Raw genomic sequence first — 17,404 nt, 5'->3', positions numbered from 1 at the left:
TCGACGATGACCGATGACTCGCTTCCTACTGAAGCGCTGCTCGATGGGCGCTATCAACTGCACGAGTGCGTCGGGCAGGGTGGGATGGCGCGCGTGTATCGCGCGGACGACGTCCTCCTCGGTCGCACGGTCGCGATCAAGATGCTGCGCGATGAGATGGACGACGCACAGTCGTCCGGTCGTGCGCGCAGTGAGATGACGGTCCTCGCTTCCCTCAACCACCCCGGCCTGGTCACGCTCTACGACGCCCTGCTCGTTCCCGGGCGCGCCGAATACCTGGTGATGGAGTTCGTCGACGGGCCGACGCTGTCCGCCCGCATCGCCCAGGGCCCACTGTCACCGTCGGAGGTCGCCCGGCTCGCCGCCGATCTGGCCGAGGCGCTGCACGTCGTGCACAGCGCGGGCATCGTGCATCGCGACATCAAGCCGTCGAACGTGTTGATGTCGCGGACTCCGCTCCCCGGCAGTCGGTCCGGGGCAAAGCTCGCGGATTTCGGCATCTCCGTCCTCGTCGATGCGGCACGGCTCACGACCCCCGGACTCGTGATCGGAACCGCGGCGTATCTCGCACCGGAGCAGCTGCGAGGCGAGCCTCCCGCTCCGCCCGCCGACATCTATTCGCTGGGACTGGTGCTGCTCGAGGCCCTCACCGGCACGCGCGCCTTCCCGGAGGCCGAGGGCATCGGCGCCGCGATGGCCAGACTCATCGAGACGCCGGAGGTACCGGCGTCGCTGGGAGACGAGTGGTCTGCCCTCCTGGCCCGGATGCTGGCGGCGGATCCCGCCGACCGACCTCGTGCCGCGGAGATCTTCGCTGTGTCGTCGGACCTCGCGATGTCGCCGATCGCGCCTCCCCGACCTGCCGTCCCGCCTCGTCCCCCCGTCCCGGCAGCGGTGGCCGCGGGAGTGGCGGTCGCGGGCGCGGCAGGGGCGGGCATGGCGATGGCCGCGACGGGCACGGCGTCACCGTCGGCGACCACCCCGACTCTCCTCCTTCCCGCCGGAGCCGTGCGCCCGCGCGGTCAGGCGGAACGCAGAGCCCGGGGGCGTCGCCGGGGGATCATCGGCGGTGCGGTGGCCGCGGCGGCGGTCGCGGCATCCGTGCTGACCGGAGTGTGGCTCTCGGGACTCAACGCCGTCGATCCGGACGTGACCGACACCGTGGACACCGAGCAGACTCCCGCGCCGACGCCGGAACCGTCGACGACACCCGTGAACGCTCCCGAGCAACCCGCCGTGCCCGTCGTGCCGGTCGAGGACACCGAGCCCGATGTCGGCGAACCGGACGACGAGCAGTCGGAGGACGAGCAGAAGGCGGCCGAGAAAGCTGCAGAGAAAGCGGCCGAAGAGGCGGAGAAGGCGCAGCAGAAGGTCGAGGAAGAAGCCAGGAAGCAGGCGGAGAAGGTTCAGAAGGAGGCGGAGAAGCGGGGAGACGGATAGGTCTGCCGCCCGAGGGACTGTTCCCGCGAGACGATGGGCCCCGCCTCAGGAGGAGGGGCCCATCGTGGATGAGACGTCAGGGGAGGTCGGCGACGTCGAGGTCGTCGTCGTCCTCGTCCACCTCTTCGTCTTCGCTGTCATCGGTGGACGGCATGTCCGGGTCGATGCCCACGGCGTCGACGAGGGGAGCGTCATCGGGGTTCGTCTGCGGGTCTGACATGGGAGGCTCCGTTCGGCTGAGGGGCGGGACGATCAGTCTCGCCCCGCCGGCCCGTGCACGCGTGCCCATTGACAGACCCGTGCACCGGGCCGGACAATCCCGGGCGCCGGCGGCTCGTCCGCCGTCGAGCTCAGTCGGTGGCCAGCGGAGGCAGGTGCGGGATCGGGCATCGTGAACATCTCTGCTGCCGGTGGCTCGCCGAGTGCACGGCCTGCCCACGAGTGCACGGCCTGCCCACGAGTGCACGGCCTGTCGACGCGGATACCCCGTGTATTCGGCGAGAAGCCGTGCACTCGGCGGAGGTGAGCGACGGAGGTGAGAGGGGGAAGGGGTGCGAGGGAGGGTGCGGTCAGCGCCGCACCCGCGCGCGGGTCTTCGCGACGCTCGCGAGAGTCGCCCGCACCGGGGTTCCCAGGTATAGGCCGAGCGAGGCGCCCGATGCCAGCCCGATGCCGATCACTGCGGCGTCGATGAGCGATCCGCCGGCGACCAGCATCCCCGTGGAGGTTCCGGTGGCGTGCACCATCTCCAACAGGCCCTGGAACACGGCGACACCGGGAACGAGGGGGACGATGGCCGCGGTCGTCACGGCGACGGAGGGCACGTGCAGGTTGCGCGCGATCAGCATCCCGAGGAAGCTCGCGAGCAGAGCACCGACCGCGCTCGCCGCAGCCGGGTGCAGGTTCAGCGCGACCGAAGCCGAGTAGCCCGCGAGAGTCACCGCGCTGAGCAGAGCGCTCACCAGGATGATGCGGATGCCGGCGCCGTTGAACACCGCCACGGCGATCGCGATGATGATCGCGCCGGTGAACTGGTTCAGGATCGGGCCGAACGGCGCGGGGTCGTCGGGGAGGTCCATGGTGAACCCCAGGACGCTCCCGAGCTCCAGGCCGACGAGGATGCCGATCACCACGCCGAGGGTCTGCATCGTGAGATCGAGGATGCGCCCGCCGGCGGTGAGCGCGAAGCCGTCGATCGCGTCCTGCGCCGCACCGACCACGGTGAGCCCGGCCAGCATCAGCACGATGCCCGAGGCCACGATGATGGAAGGCCGGATGCCGACGAACGGCTCTACACCCGCCGAACCCAGCGCCGAGACCACCACTGCCACGACGGTGGTCACGAACCCTCCGGCGATCTGGCTGAAGAACAGCGGCACCCGCAGCCGTGCGAGACCCGCCTGGGTGAGTGCCGCGCACAGTGCGGCGACGAACGTGAGACCGACGATGATCGGGGAGGCGCCGAGCATGATGCTGACACCGACCGCGAGCAGGGCGCGCGCGACGATGACGACCGGCTGCTGATAGCGGAACGGAACCCGTCGAATCGCCCGGAACGCCGTGCGCGCGGATTCGAGGTCGAGCCCGTCGTCGATGTCGGCCACGAGTGCCTGCACGCGCTGCAGCTTGGCGTGATCGGGGGCGGTGACCCGTACGACGCGCACCAGGGTCTCGGGCCAGACCTCGCCGCTCAGGTGGAACGACACCGTGATCGAGTTGTAGGTGACGTCGACCTGCACGCCCTTCATCCCGTACGCGTCGCAGACCCGGGTGATCGCGAGGGTCACCTCATGGGCGGAAGCGCCGACCGCGAACATCGACTCGCCGATGCGCGTCGCGAGGTCGAGCACTCGGGGCACCGTGCGTTCGTCGATGACGGGCAGGACCTCCGTGTGCGCGACCGTGGAGGGATCGGTGTGCAGCAGGCGGCGCACGGAGGAGAGCAGCGGCCGGCGGGGTGTCGCGGACATGTCGTCCATTCTCCCGGACGCGGGCCGTCCGCCGCGGTCTCAGTCCTGCGCGAAGATCTCGGGGTGCGCGCCGATGAGCTCGGCCTGCTCCGTCCACGAGAGGCCCACGATGCTCAGCACCACGCGCACGACCGTCGAGTCGGCATCGGTCGTGGTGAGCCGCAGCTCGCGCAGGGTCGCCCGCGCCGTCTCCTCGATGAGGAAGGCGAGCAGCTCGGCCGGCATGTCTCCACGGAACGCCCCGGATTCCACTCCGGCCCTCGTCAGGTCGCGGATTCTTCGGCGCAGCGGTGCCAGGGCGAGCACGGTGTCGGTCAGATGCGCATCATCGAGGGCGATGTTGGCCGACGCGCGCACGGCCGAGGCCTCCCGCCACAGTCGCGTCGCCATCCGCGCCAGCGTGACGCGCGGGTCGGATTCGTCGGTGGCCTCGGCGATCGCGTTGAACCGCTGCGCGCCGACCGCGATCACCTCGCGCAGGAGGCTGTCGCGGTCGGCGAAGTGGCCGTAGACGGACCGCCGCGTGAGGCCGGCGGCCTGTGCGATCACGTCGAGCGACGCCGTCGGGTTGGTCGCGAGCACGGACTGCGCCGCGCGCAGCAGGGCCTCGCGGTTGGCGAGCGCATCGCGACGACGTCGGGGATTCGGTGCGGTCACTTCGGGGTCCTTTCGCGCAGACACAGGAGTCACGACATCAACTTGGTCGATGCGAGTGCGTCGACGAGCTTGCGGTTGTACGTCATCAGGGGGCGCCGGAGCACGAGCCCGAGGAGCAGCGCGGGGATGATGAACAGTGCGAGCGCGCCCAGCGACCACCAGAAGTCGCCCTGGTAGACGCCGGCGATCGCCGATCTCACCATGTTCACCGCATACGTCGCGGGGAGGAACGGGCTGATGCTCTGGAACCAGTCGGGGAGCAGCTGCAGCGGGTACGCGCCGCCCGACCCCGAGATCTGGATCACCAGCAACAGCACCGAGAGGGCCTTGCCCGCGTTGCCGAACGCGACCACCGCCGTGTAGACGATGAGCGTGAACACGGTCGAGATCGCCCACCCCGCCAGGATCAGCAGGAGCGGATGCGCGGGTTCGACCTGCACGAAGAGGATCAGCCCGAGGGTCAGTAGCGTGCTCTGTGCGAGCCCGACCAGGCCGAAGATGCCGTAGCGGCCGAGGTACTTCTGCGTCGGGGTGAGTTCTGGGCGATCGGGGAGCGTCTCGGCGTTCACGTCGACGCGGATCGTCACGGTCATCAGCAGTGCACCCACCCACAGGGCCAGGATCATGTACAGCGGTGCCATGGCCGCGCCGAAACCGGCCACCGGGAACACCGCGGTGCGGTCCACGCGTACGGGTTCGGCGAGAGAGGTGGCGAGCACGCCGGGATCGGCGCCCATCAGCTCGCTGAGATCGCCGGTGTCCGCGGCCTTCGTCATCGCCTGCTGCACGGTGTCGAACCGGTCGGCCAGCGTGTTCAGCGACGCCGACAGTTGCGTGGTGGCCTCCTGCGCGCGCGACAGGGTCGACTGCACGGAATCGGATGCTCCGGAGAGACCGGACGTGATGCCGGAGAGGTCGGAGCGGATCGCCGACACGTCGGAGCCGATCTGCGTGAGGGTCGACGCGAGGGAGTTCAGCTGGGCTTTCAGCCCGTTGTCGTACGTGCTCCGTGCGTCGTTGATCGCCTTCTTCGCTGCGGCGACGGCGGCGGTGATCTCCTGGTGCGAGCTCTGCGCCGAGTCGTTGCCGGCCGCGATCTCGGTCGCCGCGGTCTGGAGGCGCTCCTGCAGTGCCTGCTGCCGGGCGATGGCCTCGTCGAGCCGGCTGATCACGGCGTCGAAGTCGGGCTGCGCGGATTCGGGAAGGTTCGGTCCGATCTCGGTCTCCAGGGTGTTCTTGACCGCGGAGTACTGATCGATCTGCTGCTGCACGCGCTCGGCGAGAGTGGTGATCGCCTGCACCTGACTGCCGCTGAGCGAGTCGGCGCCGGCGTACAGCTCGTCGATGCGCTGGCCGACGGCGTCGTAGCTGCTCGACGTCGCCGCGAGTGCATCCGCCAGGGACTGCGATGCCGTCTGCAGGGTCGACTTCAGTGTGCCCGCGGCGTCCACCCCGTTGCCGAGCGCGCCGGAGGTGTCGGTGAATGCGTCACCGGCCGAGCCGACCAGGCCGGAGGCGCTGTCGAGCAGCGGCCGACTGGCCTCCAGCAGAGCAGTGAAGGTGTCGGCCGTGTGCGCTCCGGACCGCAGCTGATCTCCCACGCTCCCGAGGCGCGCCTCGATGCGGGTGAGTGCGGCCTGCGTGTCCTCATCGGTGAGATAGTCCGACATCGACGAGACGAGGCCGAGAGCCACGTCGCCGAGCGTCTCGGCGAAGGTGCTGCTGATCGCGGACGAGACCCCTTCCGCCCCCTGCCCGGTGATCTTCGGCGCCAGGGCGTTCTTCTTCTCGTTCGTGTAGAGCGCGATGTGCGTGCGGTCGCCGCCGTCGGCGTAGAACGTCAGCATGTCGGCGCTGAACGTCTCGGGCAGCACGATGGCGGCGTAGTACTCGCCCGACTTCGTCCCGTCGACCGCGTCGTGCTCATCGGTGATGACCCAGTCGAGCTGGTCGTTCCCGCGAAGCTGGGAGAGGACCTGTTCGCCGACGTTCACGCGGATCGGCACGAGGTCGCTCTCGTATCCGGCGTCGGTGCTCGCGACCGCGATCTTCAGGTCCTTCGTGTTCGCGAACGGATCCCAGCTGGCGATGACGTTGAACCAGGTGAACAGCGACGGGATGACGACGAGTCCGAACAGGACGATGCACGCCATCACGTTCTGGGTCGCGTGCCGCACGTCGCGCGCCGTCAGGTGCAGGATGTCCCTCATGCGCGGTCCTCTCCTTCTGCGCTCCGGTGTTCGTCGGTCGTGCGCTCGTCTTCGTCCGCGAGTGCTTCTTCGGTCTGCTCGGCGGTGTTGTGAGCGGTGGTCTGCGCGATGTCCTGCTCGGCATCCTGCTCGTCGGCGGTCTGCTCGGCGTCCGGTCCGATGCGGGGCTCCACTTCCGCCTCCGTCGTCGTCTCCGGGTATGGCTGCGTGGCCGGCTCCGGCTCGAACCACTCGGTGAGCAGGGCATCGGCCTCCGCGCCGGCGGCCGGAGCACCCGGCACATCCGGCGCCTCGGGCGTCTCGGCCGTCTCGGCCGCGGTCGTGGCGACCGGTGCGTGCCCGACCGTGTCGAGCGACGCGTCCGCTGAGGCGGGCATGACCGCGTCGCGGCCGGCGGGCCCGACGAGGGCGAGCTCACGCAGCTCGGCGTCGTCGAGAGAGGCGACCTCCGCGCCGTTCTCGAAGCTGTGCTTGATGTACTCGATGGCCACGAGGAATCCGATGACGAGCAGGATCCAGAGCGTCCACAGGCCCAACAGCAGCGCCTTCGATCCGGGGAGCGCCCAGGTGATGACCCCGAGCACGACGAGCCCGGCGACCCCCGTGAGCACCGTCGCCTTCAACAGGGTCGGGTAGCGGCGGGTGAACGGCTCGGCGCGTCGAGCGAGGTCTTCGCGGTACTCGCGGCGGTTCGAGAGCGCGCGGATCACGTCGGTGAGCCGGTACCCGCTGCCAACGACCTGCACCTTCTCGCCGATCAGGAGGTCGGTCGCGAGCACCTGCCGGTTGAAGAGCAGGGTGAAGTTCGCGAGCCGGCGGCGGAGCACGAGCCCGATGAGGAACGCCAGAACGACGAACACGGCGAGGGCGCCCAAGTAACGCCAGTAGTGGCCGTCGTAGAACCCTCCGATCGTCTCGCGCATGGCGTCGATGCCGTACGAGAACGGGAGGAGCGGATAGATCGCCCGGAAGAATCCGGGCATCAGCTCGATCGGGTACAGGCCGGATGCTCCGGGGATCTGCATGATCACGAGCAGGATGCACAGGCCGCGGCCGACGTGGCCGAACGCGACGCAGAGGGCGTAGATGATGCTCACGTACGCGAGGGCGAGGAGCACTCCGGTGCCGACGAAGGCGGCAGCGCTGACGGTCTGCACGCCGATGATGAGGTTTCCGGTGCACACGATCAGCGCCTGGCCGACGGCGAGCGTCGCGAAGAGGAAGAAGCGGCCGAAGTAGGCCTCGCGCACGGTGACCCCCTCGACGCCCTCGGTGTCGACCTCGACGCGGAAGATCACCATGAGCACGAAGGCGCCGATCCACAGCGACAGGTTCGTGAAGAGTGCGGCCATCGCCGACCCGTAGGTGTCGACGGGGAACACCAGGTGCTCGTCGACCTCGACGGGGGAGGAGATGAACTGGGCGATCTGCTCGGGCTCCAAGTCGGTCAGCGTGCCCAGCAGACCCCATTCGGATGCGGCGTTGAGGGCGACGACGTCGGTGCGCGAGGTCTGCAGGCCCTGCTCGATGCCGGCGAGGTCGCCGTCGAAACTCTCCAGTGCCGACGAGGTGGCCACGAGCTGGGAGTCCAACCCGGCCAGCAGCTGATCGGCCTCGGCGAGCACGCCCTTCTGCGCATCCAGTGCCGCCGAGAGCGATCCGACGCTCGACGACAGCTGCGACATGGCGCTGTTCAGCGAGGGGACGGTGCGGGTGAGGATGTCGCGCATCGCCGACGACGCATCCCTGGTGTCCTGCATCGCCTTGTCGACCGCGTCGGCCGTCGCCTGAACGGAGCCCACGGTGTCGGACGCGCTGGCCTTGAGGTCCTTCAGGTCTGCGAGCAGCTGCTGGTCGGTGGCGTTGCGCTGCTGCAGCGAGGCGATGACCTCGGTGAGCTGCTGCTTCGTCTCTTCGCTGAGGTCGGTGCTGTCCACGAGGGTCTGCAGACGCGCTGCGGCCGCTTCGTTCGCCTCGAGCACGTTCGAGACGTCGTCGATCCCGGCGTCGATGCGCACACCCGCCTGCTCGAGGCTCTGGGTGAGACGGGTGATCGAGACGTTCGCCTTCGACGATGCATCGGCGAGCAGCGTGGTGCCCTGGAGGAACGCGGTGGTGGCGCTGTCGGTGAAGGCGATCACCTCCTTCTGCGTCTCGGCGATGATCGATTGCGTCTGGGCGAGCGACTTCTGCACGTCGCCGAGCGTCTTGTCGACGTCGCCGAGCGTGCTCCGTGCAGAGGCGAGCGTGCCGCGCGACGAGGTGAGGCCGTCCTGCGTCTCGGCGAGGTTCTCCCGCGCCGACGAGATGGTCTGCGCCGCCTGGTCGAACGCGTTGAGGGTGTTGTCCCTGGCGTTCAGCAGTCGCAGCTCGGTGGAGTCGCCGACGTCTTTGAGGGCGTTCGTCGCGGCGAGAGCCACCTGCTCCTTGAAGGCGGTGGTGACCTGCTTGTCGAGTTCGGAGGCGCCGACGTCGGTGATCTTGGGCGCGATCGCCCCGGCCTTCTCATTGACGTAGTACTCCAGCGCCGGCTGGGTGAAGTCGCCGCTGGTGATGCTGAGCAGGTCTTCGCTGAACTGTGCCGGGATGACGATGGCGGCGTAGACGTCGCCCTTCTTCACGGCCTCCTGAGCTTCGTCCTCGCCCATGAATGTCCAGCCGAGCTGGTCGTCGTCCTCGAGCTGCGCGGTCACCTGCTCGCCGATGTCGACGTGACCGGTGAGGTCGGAGGTGGCGCCCTCGTCGAGATCGACCACCGCGACGCGGATGTTCGCGGTGTTGGCGTAGGGGTCCCAGAAGGCGTTGATGTTGAACCACGCGTACAGGGCCGGGGTGATGAGCACCCCGATGATGATGATCCAGGCTTTGGGCACGCGGGAGAGTCTCTTGACGTCGCGCTTGTAGACCCGCCAGCTCTGTTTCACAGGACGAGTTTACACAATACGTGCACACGAGCGTGCAAGTTAGCTGAATGCTCCGGACGGGTGCGCGTCAGTTCAGGGTCGTGACCGTCAACTCGTTGGTGGCGGTGTCGCACATCGTGAGCTGCCACACGGGCGAGCCGTCGTCCATCACCCGCGCCATCTCGACGATGAGCGGACTCGGGTACTGCTCACCCGAGAGCTGGGCCGCGCTGTAGGCGCTGCTGCCGTTCAGCTGTTGCTCCGCCTCGGTGAGCTCCGTCTCGCCGGTCGAGAGGACCTCCAGGGTGCGGACGTCGACCAGCGACTCCCGGCCGAAGCTCGGGTCGTCGACGCGCTCGCCGAATCCGTCCTCACGGGTGTCGGCGCTGCGCAGTCGCCACGCGAAGTCGTCGTCGACCCACTCGAGGCGCAGGCCCACGACGGTGCCGCCGATCGCCTCGGACTCCCCGGGCAGGGATTCGAGGAAGTCGGAGGGCCAGGAGACCTCCGCGGGGAGGCAGGTGCCGGGGAACCCGTCGCCGACGGCCGCCGGCGCGCTGGGGACGCTCGCCGCGGAGCAGCCGGCGCAGGCCAGGATCCCGGCGAGGACGAGTGCGCTCGCGCGCAGCCTGGGGGGAATGGGCATCGGTGCCTCCATGGTCGTCGACGGCTTCTGGGAGCCTAGCCCGCGTCGTGGCCGCGCCCGGCCGTCCGTCGCTCATCGCGGCGCGATCGGCGAGGCGACTCCGATCAGTCCGCGCAGTTCCGCGGCGGTGACGTCGGCTCCGAACGCCGGGTTCCCGGGTTGGAGCACCGCTCCGGCCGCCAGGGTGTCGATGATCACGGCGTCGAAGCCGAGCCTGTCTATCACCTCCGCGACGCGGGCGAGGTCGCCAGGTTCGTCACCCGCGACGGCGATCGCCTTGCGCCGGCTGCTCCTGCCGGTCGGGACTCGTCTTCGAGGTCGTGATAGCCCATGTGATTCAGCGCCTTCACGACCCGTGACTGCGGCAGGAACTCCCGCACGAGCTCGCTGGTCGAGGTGCGCGGATCGCTCAGATCGTCACGGATGCCGTCGGTCTCCCACCAGTAGTTCATGGCGTCGAGCACCAACGTCCCGCGCAGCTGTTCGACCGGGAGCGTCCGGTACTTGCCGAGCGGAAGAGCCAGGATGACGGCATCCGCCTCGCCTGCCGCCTCTTCAGCCGTCACCGCGGTCGCGCCCGGTGCGAAGACGTCGATGGTGAGCGCGATCCGCTCCGGAGCGCCCGAGCCGGCGATGAGCACGCGGTATCCCGCGGCGAGGGCGAGGCGGGCGATCGTGGTGCCCACCTTGCCCGCGCCGAGGATGCCGATGGTCGTGATGGTGTCGTTCATGTCGATCCCCCTCACGCGTGGACGGCCTTGCCGTCTTTCGTGATCCGGGCCACGCCGGGGTCGCCGAACGCGCCCTCTCCCGGGTCGTCGGCGAGCAGCTCGCGCACGCGCGGGGCGACCTTCTCTCCGAAGAGGCGGATGCTGTGCTCGCGCACGTCCTTCGGCAGATGCATGATGTCGTACTTCAGGTCGAACCGGGACAGGTGATTGCTCCGCACGGCGGCCGCGAGCTTGTGCGCGACGGTCTCGGGGGAGCCGACGTACAGCGCGCCGGTGTCGACCTCCTCCTCGTAGCGCTCGAGCGTGGGTGCGTAGAAGCCGCGCTCCTTGCTCATCTGCGTCACGACCGGCTCCCAGTGCTTCCAGTGCACGTTCTTCGCCTCGTCGTCGGTGTCGGCGATGAGGCCGAGCGAGTGCTGCCCGATCGGCAGCTCCGCCCGCCCGAACTGTTCCAGTGCACGCAGGTACAGGCGCGCGTGGCCGGCGAAACGTTCGGGGCGTCCGCCGATGATCGCCATCATCAGAGGTAGTCCGTTCTCGGCGGCGCGGATGACGGAGTCCGGGCTGCCGCCGATCCCGATCCACGCCGGGATGCCGCCCTCCGGCATACGCGGCTGCAGTCGCACGTTCTCGAGCGGGCTGCGGTAGGAGCCGCTCCAGGTGACGCGCTCCTCGCGCATCAGGCGCAGGAACAGGTCGAGCTTCTCCTCGAAGATCCGCTCGTACTCGGCGATGTCGTATCCGAAGAGGGGGAACGACTCGATCGCCGACGCCCGTCCGAGGATGAGCTGGGCGCGTCCGCTCGAGAGTCCGTCGACGGTCGCGAACTCCTGGTACAGACGCACCGGGTCCTGCGTCGAGAGCACCGTGACCGACGAGCCGAGCCCGATCGTCGACGTGGCCTGCGCAGCGGCGGCTAGCAGCACGGGGGTCGCGGAGTCCATGTGCCCCTCGCGGTAGTGCTCGCCGATGCTGAACACGTCGAGGCCCACCGACTCGGCGAGCTGCGCCTCTTCGACGAGCAGCCGCAGCGTCTCGCCGTCCGACAGGATGCGGCCGCCGTCCGTCGCCACCTCGCCGAAGGAGTTCAGCCCGAACTCGAGTTCCGTCATGTCCATCACGACCCTTCTCCACGGCACCGGTCTCTCCGGATTGACGTGTCAACTCCATGCAACCGTATGATTGACGTATCAATTCCCGGAAGGCGCCATGACCGAAGAACGACGACGCCGCACGCCGACACCCGAGCAGCTGCGCATCTGGCGGGGCTTCGTCGAGACGAATGAGACGTTGCGTGCCCGTCTTGCGGCGCAGCTGCAGAGCGAGTCGGCGCTCTCCTCCGGCGACTACCAGGTGCTGCTCGCGCTGAGCGAGGCCGACGGACGCACGGCCCGCTCGTCCGAACTCGCGGCCCTCATCGACTGGGAGCGCAGTCGGCTGTCACACCACCTCGGGCGGATGGAGAAGCGTGGGCTGGTCCGACGCGTCCCGTGCGCCGACGGCGTGCACGGCGTCGACGTTCTTCTCACCGAGACCGGAGCCGACGCGTTCCGGGCGGCGAACGTGCCGCATCTGCACGCCATCCGCTCCCTGTTCGTCGATGCGCTCACACCCGAACAGCTCGCGCAGGTCGACGGCATCACCGCCGCGCTGCAGCGGCACCTCGGGCTCGACGCCATCGGCAGCGGGGGCGACGGGGCTTCGCGTGATGGCGACCCGAGCTCACCTCACTCGAAGACGGGGCTCAGGAAGCGACGCTCGTAGCGGCGGATGCACTGCGTCCGCCGCGCGAAGTCGAATGCCTCGACGCACTCCGGATCGGTCTTCGACGCGGTCCGGTAGCCCTCGTACTCCGCGAGCGAGGGGAAGGTGAACAGCGCGAACGCCTCGTCGCTGTCGCCCTCGCTCGGCAGGAAGTAGCCGTGGTGCGTGCCGCCGTGCTTGGCCACGAGTCGGATCCAGGTGCGACCGTACTCGGTGAAGTCGTCGAGCTTGTCGGGGTCGATCTCGTAGCGCAGGTGAACGGTGATCATGCCCCGATCCTGTCAGAGCACCGAGGCCGCCTGACGCGCCATGCCGACGGCGACATACTCGGCGGGCTCCGGAACCTCGACCGGGAGTCCGAAGACCAGTGGGGCGATCTCGCGCACGGCCTGCGACTGCGCGCCGCCGCCCACGAGCAGCACACGTTCGAGCGGGATGCCGAGCTCTCGCAGCGCGTGGAGCCCGAAGCGGAGCCCGCCGAGCATGCCCTCGACCGCGGCCCTGGCGAGGTTCTCGCGGGTGGTCGAGGCGAGCGTCATGGCGTTCAGGCTTGCGGTGGCGTCGGGCAGGTTGGGGGAGCGCTCGCCCTCGAAGTATGGGACGAGCTCGACTCCGCCCGCGCCCGGCTCCGCGGTCAGGGCCAGCACGCTCAACCCGTCGTGGTCCACTCCGAGGAGACGCGCGATCACATCGAGCACGCGGGCGGCGTTGAGCGTGCAGACCAGCGGCAGGTAGCCGCCGTCGGCATCCGCGAACCCCGCGACGATGCCGGTCGGCTCCGCGACCGCTCGGTCGGTCACGGCGAAGATCGTGCCCGAGGTGCCGATCGAGACGACCACGTCGCCCGTCCGCGCGCCGAGGCCCAGCGCCACGGCGGCGTTGTCTCCTGCACCAGGGGCGACGCGACGCCCTGCGGCATCCATCACGGATTCGCGCGGCCCGAGCACTCGGGGCAGCGCCGCGTCATGGCCGAGGGCGGCGATGAGCAGCTCGCGGTCGTACTCGCCCGTGGCCGGGTTCCAATAACCGGTGCCCGAGGCGTCCGACCGGTCGGTCACCAGCTCGTCGAAGTCGGGACGCTCGGGGCCGAATCCGCGCAGCCGCCAGGTCAGCCAGTCGTGCGGCAGGGCGACGGCGGCGACACGAGCCGCGTTCTCGGGCTCGTGGTCGCGCAGCCAGCGCAGCTTCGTGATCGTGAACGAGGCGACCGGCACGAGCCCGGTACGGTCGGCGAGGGCTGCGGCCCCGAACTCGCCGATCAGGTCTTCCGCCGCCTGTGCGGAACGGGTGTCGTTCCACAGCAGGGCGTCGCGGATGACGCGGCCCTGGGTGTCGAGGGCGACCAGGCCGTGCTGCTGCCCGCCGATCGCCCAGGCTGCGACGTCGTCGAGGCCTCCCGCTTCCGCGATCGCTGCCTGAAGAGGGACCCACCACGCCTCGGGATCGACCGAGGAGCCATCCGGGTGCGGGGCGCGACCGGAGCGCACGACGGCACCCGTCTCGGAGTCGACGACGACGACCTTGCAGGACTGGGTCGAGGAGTCGACCCCGAGGACGAGTGCCATCGCCGGACTCAGCGCGCGCCGAGCAGGTGCTCGGTGGCGAGCTGCTGCAGGCGCACGAAGCCGAAGCCCTTGCCGCCGAGGTATGCGTTCGCGTCGAAGTCCTCGTAGGCGGAGCGGTCGGCGAGGAAGTCGTCGTACGACTCGCCCTCGTTCAGCGTCGGGGTGGAGAGTTCGGCGACCTTCGCGGCGGCCAGGGCCTCCTGCACCTCGGGGTCGGCGCGGAAGGCCGCGGCGCGCTCCTTCAGCAGCAGGTACGTGCGCATGTTGGCCGCGGCGGATGCCCAGACGCCCGCCTCGTCCTCGGTGCGCGAGGGCTTGTAGTCGAAGTGGCGGGGGCCGTCGTAGGCGGGAATCGCGGTGGTCCCTGAGCCTGTCGAAGGGCCGCCGTTCTCGAGCAGGTCGACGAGCGAGAACGCGTTGTGCAGGTCGCCGTGGCCGAACACCAGGTCCTGGTCGTACTTGATGCCGCGTTGGCCGTTGAGGTCGATGTGGAAGAGCTTGCCGTGGAACAGCGCCTGGGCGATGCCGGCCGTGAAGTTGAGCCCAGCCATCTGCTCATGCCCGACCTCGGGGTTCACGCCCACGAGCTCGGGGCGTTCGAGCGAGTCGATGAACGCGATCGCGTGGCCGAGCGTGGGCAGCAGGATGTCGCCGCGGGGCTCGTTGGGCTTCGGCTCGATCGCGAAGCGGATGTCGTAGCCCTTGTCGGTCACGTAGTCGCCGAGCAGGTTCACGGCCTCGCGGTAGCGCTCCAGAGCCGCACGCACATCCTTGGCGGAGTCGTATTCCGCACCCTCGCGGCCGCCCCACATCACGAAGGTCTTGGCGCCGAGCTCGGCACCGAGGTCGAGCTGGCGGAACACCTTGCGCAGCGCGAAGCGGCGCACCTGGCGGTCGTTCGAGGTGAAGCCGCCGTCCTTGAAGACGGGCGCGCTGAAGAGGTTGGTGGTGACCATCGGCACGATCAGACCGGTGTCGGCGAGTGCGCCCTTGAGGCGGTCGATCTGGGTCTGGCGCTCGGCATCCGTCGATCCGAACGCGAAGAGGTCGTCGTCGTGGAAGGTGAGGCCGTAGGCGCCGAGCTCGGCGAGCTTCTCGACCGCGTGGACGACGTCGAGCGCCGGACGGGTCGGGCCGCCGAACGGGTCGGTGCCGTTGTAGCCGACGGTCCAGAGCCCGAAGGAGAACTTGTCGTCGCGGGTGGGGTTGGGCATGATCGCTCCTCTGCGAATGCTGCGGGCGCACGGGATGCACGGACGCAATAAGTTGTGCTTCACAACATAACCGATGACAGCAGGCATCCGCACCCCTAAAGTGGGAACGTGCCCCCTGAATCCGCTGCCCCGCGCTCCCGCGAAGCGAACCTGGCGTGGATCCTCTCGATCGTCCATCACGAGGGCCCCCGTTCTCGCTCGGCCCTGACCGAGGCGACGGGTCTCAACCGCTCGACCATCGCCGCGCTGGTTGCCGAGCTCGTGGGCGCCGGCCTCGTCGATGAGCGGCCGCCGGAATCCTCGGCGCGGGCGGGTCGGCCGTCTCCCGTGGTCGCACCCTCCGCCGACGTCGTCGCGATCAGCGTGCACCCCGAGGTCGACGCGGTCGAGATCGCCGCCGTCGCCCTCGACCGCAGCATCCGCGTGCGCGAGCGCATCGTCAACACCGCCCCACCGACCACGGCCGATGTCGCCGCACTCGTCGCCGAGCGTGTCGACGGCTGGCGGACGGATGCCCTCGCCGACTGCGCCGTGATCGGCATCGGCGTCGCGGTGCCGGGGCTCGTGCGCTCGGCCGATGGCGTGGTGCGCAACGCCCCGCACCTCGGCTGGATCGACGAGCCGCTGGCCGCGATGATCCAGGACGCGACGGGCATCCGTACCGCCGTCGACAACGACGCGACCCTCGGTGCGCTCGCCGAGCACCTCTTCGGCGCCGGGCGCGGCATCGACGAGCTCGTGTACCTCAACGGCGGCGCCTCCGGCATCGGCGGTGGGCTCGTGATCCACGGTCTGGCCGCCACCGGCGCGAGCGGCTACGCGGGAGAGTTCGGGCACAACCGGCCCGGCATCGACGGCGCCGACCGTCGCACCGATGACGGCGTGCTCGAAGACGAGGTGAATCGCCGGCACCTGCTCGACCTCCTCGAGCTCGACGACGCCGACGACGACGAGCTCGCCGCAGCCCTCGCCGCTGCCGAGGCGCCCGAGGTGCAGGCGGAACTCGTCAGGCAGGCGAAGATCCTCGGAAGCGCGCTGGCGAACGCGGTCAACGTGCTCAATCCGGCTCTCGTGATCCTCGGGGGCTTCCTGGCGCTGGTCGACGAGGGAGCGCACGACCGGCTGGTCGACGAGGTCTCGCGACTGGCGATGCCCGAGAGTGCCGCCGCTGTCGCGATCCGCGCCGCCGAACTCGGCTCCGATCGGCTGCTCGTCGGTGCGGCCGAGCTGGCGTTCCGTCCGCTGTGGGGGAGCACCCGGACGTTCGACGCGTCCCGCTGAGCGCAGGGTCCACCGGCCGGAATACTCCCGGTCCCCCCGATGCGGCCGGACACTACGCTGAGTCTCGTGACGAACTCGCGCGACATGGTCCACATCCCCGGCGGCACGTTCCTGATGGGGTCCGACGACTTCTATCCCGATGAGCGGCCGGCGCACCAGCGCGAGGTCGCGTCGTTCTTCATCGACCGGTACCAGGTCACGAACGAGCAGTACGCCGAGTTCGTCGACGCGACCGGGTACGTCACGGTCGCCGAGCGTCCGCTCGATCCTGCGGCCTTCGCGGGTGCCGATCCCGCCGATCTCGTCCCGGGAGCGATGGTGTTCACCCCGACTGCCGGTCCGACGAATCTGGGTGACTGGCGAAACTGGTGGCGCTGGCAGCCCGGGGCGTTCTGGCGCAAGCCGTTCGGCCCTGACTCGTCGATCGACGATCGGCTGCAGCATCCGGTCGTCCACGTCGCGTTCGAGGATGCCGTCGCCTACGCCGACTGGGTGGGGATGCGGCTGCCCACCGAGGCCGAACACGAGTACGCAGCGCGTGGGGGACTGGACGGCGCGGCATTCGCCTGGGGCGACGAGGCCTACCCCGACGGGGTCGCGCAGGCGAACTCCTGGCTCGGACGCTTCCCCTACGACAATCAGGGTGTCGGCGGCACGGCGCCCGTCGGCTCCTACCCGCCCAACGGCTACGGCCTCTACGACATGATCGCCAACGTCTGGGAGTGGACGACCGACTTCTACACGCCGCGTCACCTGCGGCTCTCGGACACCCCGGTCGATGCGGGCAAGCGGACGAACCTGCTCGCCGCGGCCAGCGCGCAGGACGGCTTCCCCGACATTCCCCGGCGCGTCCTCAAGGGCGGGTCGCACCTCTGCTCCCCGGACTACTGCCTGCGCTTCCGGCCCGCCGCGCGCTCGCCGCAGGCTGAGGACACCGGCATGTCGCACATCGGATTCCGCCTCACCCGCTCCGAGTGACCCGCCCCTGGGCTCAGGCCCGGGGGAGTGCTTGGCTACGACCGA

Annotated in this window: 16 protein-coding genes; 4 read left to right on the top strand and 12 right to left on the bottom strand. The window is 69.6% G+C overall.

What is annotated here, in order from left to right:
- Nucleotides 1–6 precede the first annotated feature (6 nt).
- On the top strand, nt 7–1,440 hold the full coding sequence (locus ACFC14_RS02560; protein ID WP_376101078.1) for a serine/threonine-protein kinase: 1,434 nt from the start codon (nt 7–9) through the stop codon (nt 1,438–1,440).
- 76 nt (nt 1,441–1,516) lie between these two features.
- Here the strand turns inward: ACFC14_RS02560 and ACFC14_RS02555 are convergent, their stop codons facing one another.
- The 9 genes from ACFC14_RS02555 to ACFC14_RS02515 all read right to left on the bottom strand — a co-directional run bounded on the left by ACFC14_RS02555 (nt 1,517) and on the right by ACFC14_RS02515 (nt 11,675).
- Entirely contained in the window at nt 1,517–1,660 is a 144-nt protein-coding gene (locus tag ACFC14_RS02555; protein WP_376101077.1) for a hypothetical protein, read from the bottom strand.
- 349 nt (nt 1,661–2,009) lie between these two features.
- Nucleotides 2,010–3,410: a threonine/serine exporter ThrE family protein gene (locus ACFC14_RS02550; RefSeq protein WP_376101076.1), complete on the bottom strand. Its 1,401-nt coding sequence runs from the start codon at nt 3,408–3,410 to the stop codon at nt 2,010–2,012.
- Between the two features lie 39 nt (nt 3,411–3,449).
- A complete protein-coding gene (locus ACFC14_RS02545) occupies nt 3,450–4,067 on the bottom strand; it encodes a TetR/AcrR family transcriptional regulator (RefSeq protein ID WP_215070173.1) in 618 nt (205 codons plus the stop codon).
- Nucleotides 4,068–4,096: 29 nt separating this feature from the next.
- Nucleotides 4,097–6,277, bottom strand: coding sequence for a YhgE/Pip family protein (locus ACFC14_RS02540; protein ID WP_376101075.1), 2,181 nt, complete (start codon nt 6,275–6,277; stop codon nt 4,097–4,099).
- Nucleotides 6,274–9,201 carry a YhgE/Pip family protein gene (locus ACFC14_RS02535; protein WP_376101074.1) on the bottom strand — a complete coding sequence of 976 codons (2,928 nt, stop codon included), beginning with the start codon at nt 9,199–9,201 and terminating at the stop codon, nt 6,274–6,276. Before ACFC14_RS02535 ends, ACFC14_RS02540 begins: the two co-directional genes overlap by 4 nt.
- Nucleotides 9,202–9,268: 67 nt before the next feature.
- A complete protein-coding gene (locus tag ACFC14_RS02530; protein ID WP_376101073.1) occupies nt 9,269–9,826 on the bottom strand; it encodes a hypothetical protein in 558 nt (185 codons plus the stop codon).
- Between the two features lie 72 nt (nt 9,827–9,898).
- Nucleotides 9,899–10,051 (bottom strand): hypothetical protein, encoded by a 153-nt coding sequence (locus ACFC14_RS02525; RefSeq protein ID WP_376101072.1) that lies wholly within the window; start codon nt 10,049–10,051, stop codon nt 9,899–9,901.
- A complete protein-coding gene (locus tag ACFC14_RS02520) occupies nt 10,048–10,557 on the bottom strand; it encodes an NADPH-dependent F420 reductase (RefSeq protein WP_376101071.1) in 510 nt (169 codons plus the stop codon). Before ACFC14_RS02520 ends, ACFC14_RS02525 begins: the two co-directional genes overlap by 4 nt.
- An 11-nt stretch (nt 10,558–10,568) precedes the next feature.
- Nucleotides 10,569–11,675, bottom strand: a complete 1,107-nt coding sequence (locus tag ACFC14_RS02515; RefSeq protein ID WP_376101070.1) for an LLM class flavin-dependent oxidoreductase — start codon at nt 11,673–11,675, stop codon at nt 10,569–10,571.
- A gap of 91 nt (nt 11,676–11,766) precedes the next feature.
- On the opposite strand from ACFC14_RS02515, the gene ACFC14_RS02510 reads away from it, so the two are divergent.
- Nucleotides 11,767–12,321 carry a MarR family winged helix-turn-helix transcriptional regulator gene (locus ACFC14_RS02510; protein WP_376101069.1) on the top strand — a complete coding sequence of 185 codons (555 nt, stop codon included), beginning with the start codon at nt 11,767–11,769 and terminating at the stop codon, nt 12,319–12,321.
- On the opposite strand, the gene ACFC14_RS02505 is transcribed toward ACFC14_RS02510, so the two are convergent.
- From ACFC14_RS02505 to xylA, 3 genes are read right to left on the bottom strand one after another with little or no spacing between them, the layout of a single operon-like run.
- Entirely contained in the window at nt 12,285–12,590 is a 306-nt protein-coding gene (locus ACFC14_RS02505; RefSeq protein WP_376101068.1) for an NIPSNAP family protein, read from the bottom strand. The genes ACFC14_RS02510 and ACFC14_RS02505 overlap by 37 nt on opposite strands.
- Nucleotides 12,591–12,602: 12 nt before the next feature.
- Nucleotides 12,603–13,886 (bottom strand): xylulokinase, encoded by a 1,284-nt coding sequence (gene xylB, locus ACFC14_RS02500; RefSeq protein WP_376101067.1) that lies wholly within the window; start codon nt 13,884–13,886, stop codon nt 12,603–12,605.
- Nucleotides 13,887–13,894: 8 nt separating this feature from the next.
- A complete protein-coding gene (gene xylA, locus ACFC14_RS02495) occupies nt 13,895–15,100 on the bottom strand; it encodes a xylose isomerase (protein WP_376101066.1) in 1,206 nt (401 codons plus the stop codon).
- 108 nt (nt 15,101–15,208) lie between these two features.
- Here xylA and ACFC14_RS02490 point away from each other — a divergent pair, with 108 nt between their 5' ends.
- A complete protein-coding gene (locus tag ACFC14_RS02490) occupies nt 15,209–16,381 on the top strand; it encodes an ROK family protein (RefSeq protein ID WP_376101065.1) in 1,173 nt (390 codons plus the stop codon).
- An 84-nt stretch (nt 16,382–16,465) separates the two neighbouring features.
- Nucleotides 16,466–17,359, top strand: coding sequence for a formylglycine-generating enzyme family protein (locus ACFC14_RS02485; RefSeq protein ID WP_376107065.1), 894 nt, complete (start codon nt 16,466–16,468; stop codon nt 17,357–17,359).
- The last annotated feature ends 45 nt before the right edge of the window (nt 17,360–17,404 follow it).

The organism is Microbacterium sp. NPDC055988 (genome assembly GCF_042269505.1).
In the GTDB taxonomy this organism is placed as follows: Bacteria; Actinomycetota; Actinomycetes; order Actinomycetales; family Microbacteriaceae; genus Microbacterium.
This window is presented reverse-complemented; position numbering and strand designations above follow the sequence as displayed.

Excerpts from the sequence above, each read along its gene's own strand:
- xylB (WP_376101067.1), bottom strand. The coding sequence starts at position 13,886 with ATGGCACTCGTCCTCGGGGTCGACTCCTCGACCCAGTCCTGCAAGGTC.
- ACFC14_RS02555 (WP_376101077.1), bottom strand. The coding sequence starts at position 1,660 with ATGTCAGACCCGCAGACGAACCCCGATGACGCTCCCCTCGTCGACGCC.
- ACFC14_RS02515 (WP_376101070.1), bottom strand. The coding sequence starts at position 11,675 with ATGGACATGACGGAACTCGAGTTCGGGCTGAACTCCTTCGGCGAGGTG.
- ACFC14_RS02540 (WP_376101075.1), bottom strand. The coding sequence starts at position 6,277 with ATGAGGGACATCCTGCACCTGACGGCGCGCGACGTGCGGCACGCGACC.
- ACFC14_RS02520 (WP_376101071.1), bottom strand. The coding sequence starts at position 10,557 with ATGAACGACACCATCACGACCATCGGCATCCTCGGCGCGGGCAAGGTG.
- ACFC14_RS02505 (WP_376101068.1), bottom strand. The coding sequence starts at position 12,590 with ATGATCACCGTTCACCTGCGCTACGAGATCGACCCCGACAAGCTCGAC.
- ACFC14_RS02560 (WP_376101078.1), top strand. The coding sequence starts at position 7 with ATGACCGATGACTCGCTTCCTACTGAAGCGCTGCTCGATGGGCGCTAT.
- ACFC14_RS02510 (WP_376101069.1), top strand. The coding sequence starts at position 11,767 with ATGACCGAAGAACGACGACGCCGCACGCCGACACCCGAGCAGCTGCGC.
- ACFC14_RS02550 (WP_376101076.1), bottom strand. The coding sequence starts at position 3,410 with ATGTCCGCGACACCCCGCCGGCCGCTGCTCTCCTCCGTGCGCCGCCTG.
- ACFC14_RS02530 (WP_376101073.1), bottom strand. The coding sequence starts at position 9,826 with ATGCCCATTCCCCCCAGGCTGCGCGCGAGCGCACTCGTCCTCGCCGGG.
- ACFC14_RS02485 (WP_376107065.1), top strand. The coding sequence starts at position 16,466 with ATGGTCCACATCCCCGGCGGCACGTTCCTGATGGGGTCCGACGACTTC.
- xylA (WP_376101066.1), bottom strand. The coding sequence starts at position 15,100 with ATGCCCAACCCCACCCGCGACGACAAGTTCTCCTTCGGGCTCTGGACC.